Annotated in this window: 2 protein-coding genes; one reads left to right on the top strand and one right to left on the bottom strand. The window is 60.4% G+C overall.

Features of this window, described 5'->3' with window-relative positions; translation table 11 throughout:
- Window positions 1–4: 4 nt before the first annotated feature.
- Entirely contained in the window at window positions 5–355 is a 351-nt protein-coding gene (locus APH34_RS28405) for a mercuric transporter MerT family protein (protein ID WP_003089115.1), read from the bottom strand.
- A gap of 74 nt (window positions 356–429) precedes the next feature.
- On the opposite strand from APH34_RS28405, the gene merR reads away from it, so the two are divergent.
- The gene (gene merR, locus APH34_RS28410) at window positions 430–828 is read left to right on the top strand and encodes an Hg(II)-responsive transcriptional regulator (protein ID WP_003089120.1); all 399 of its coding nucleotides are present in this window, start codon (window positions 430–432) and stop codon (window positions 826–828) included.
- Window positions 829–919: the final 91 nt, after the last annotated feature.

Below are 919 nucleotides of genomic sequence, written 5' to 3' on the forward strand. Positions count from 1 at the left end.
TCCTTCAGTAGAACAGCGGGGCGAGCCACGGCACGGCCAATAGGCCGAGCAGCAGCACGCTGACGATCCAGAACACGAGTCGCTGTCGCACGAGCGTGCGCGGATCGGCGCAGGGTGTACCTGGCGTACAAACCTGTGGCACCAGGTAGAGCTTGCGGAATGCCAATCCCAGGAACAGTAGAGTCAACCCGATGAAGAGGGGGCGTAGTGGCTCCATCATGGTCAGAGCGCCCACCCACGTACCGCCGACACCGAGTGCCAACAGCACCAGTGGCCCGACACAGCACACCGACGCACCGATGGCGGTCAGCGAACTCGCGACCAGCGAGCCTTTCCCGGTGAGTTGCATCCCCATTCCCATCTCCTGAGCCTGATTGCCTAGGTGCTATTCTAAACTCCGTACCAAAGTACGGAATCAAGGAGAAAGTGATGGCCACAGAGCTGACCATTGGCAAGCTGGCAGACGCCGCCGGGGTGAACGTCGAGACGATCCGCTACTACCAGCGACGCGGGCTGCTGGATGAACCAGCCAAACCCTTGGGTGGCCATCGGCGCTATCCGGTGGACATGGTGAAGCGACTGCGTTTCATCAAGCGGGCTCAGGCGCTGGGTTTCACGCTCTCGGAAGTCGGTGGACTGCTGACGCTGGATGAGTCGTGCGCCTGTGCCGAAACGCGAGCACGGGCTGCACGCAAGCTCGCGTTGATCGAGCAGAAGATGGCCGACTTGGTCGTCATGCAGCAACTGTTAGGCGAACTGGTGCAGCAATGTGATGCGGGAGACGGCGGAACGATCTGCCCGATCATCGAGGCACTGATCAGAGAGTAATGCCTGGCGGGTGAGCTGGAGATCGGAAAGCCCCTTTACGGTGGGATTCAGAGCTTACGTTGGTTTTTGGTTCCATTGCTCCCCAAACCCC

The sequence above is a fragment of the Pseudomonas sp. NBRC 111131 genome, from assembly GCF_001320525.1.
Lineage (GTDB): Bacteria > Pseudomonadota > Gammaproteobacteria > Pseudomonadales > Pseudomonadaceae > Aquipseudomonas > Aquipseudomonas ceruminis.

Coding starts and splice junctions, on each gene's coding strand:
- APH34_RS28405 (WP_003089115.1), bottom strand. CDS start 355: ATGGGGATGCAACTCACCGGGAAAGGCTCGCTGGTCGCGAGTTCGCTG.
- merR (WP_003089120.1), top strand. CDS start 430: ATGGCCACAGAGCTGACCATTGGCAAGCTGGCAGACGCCGCCGGGGTG.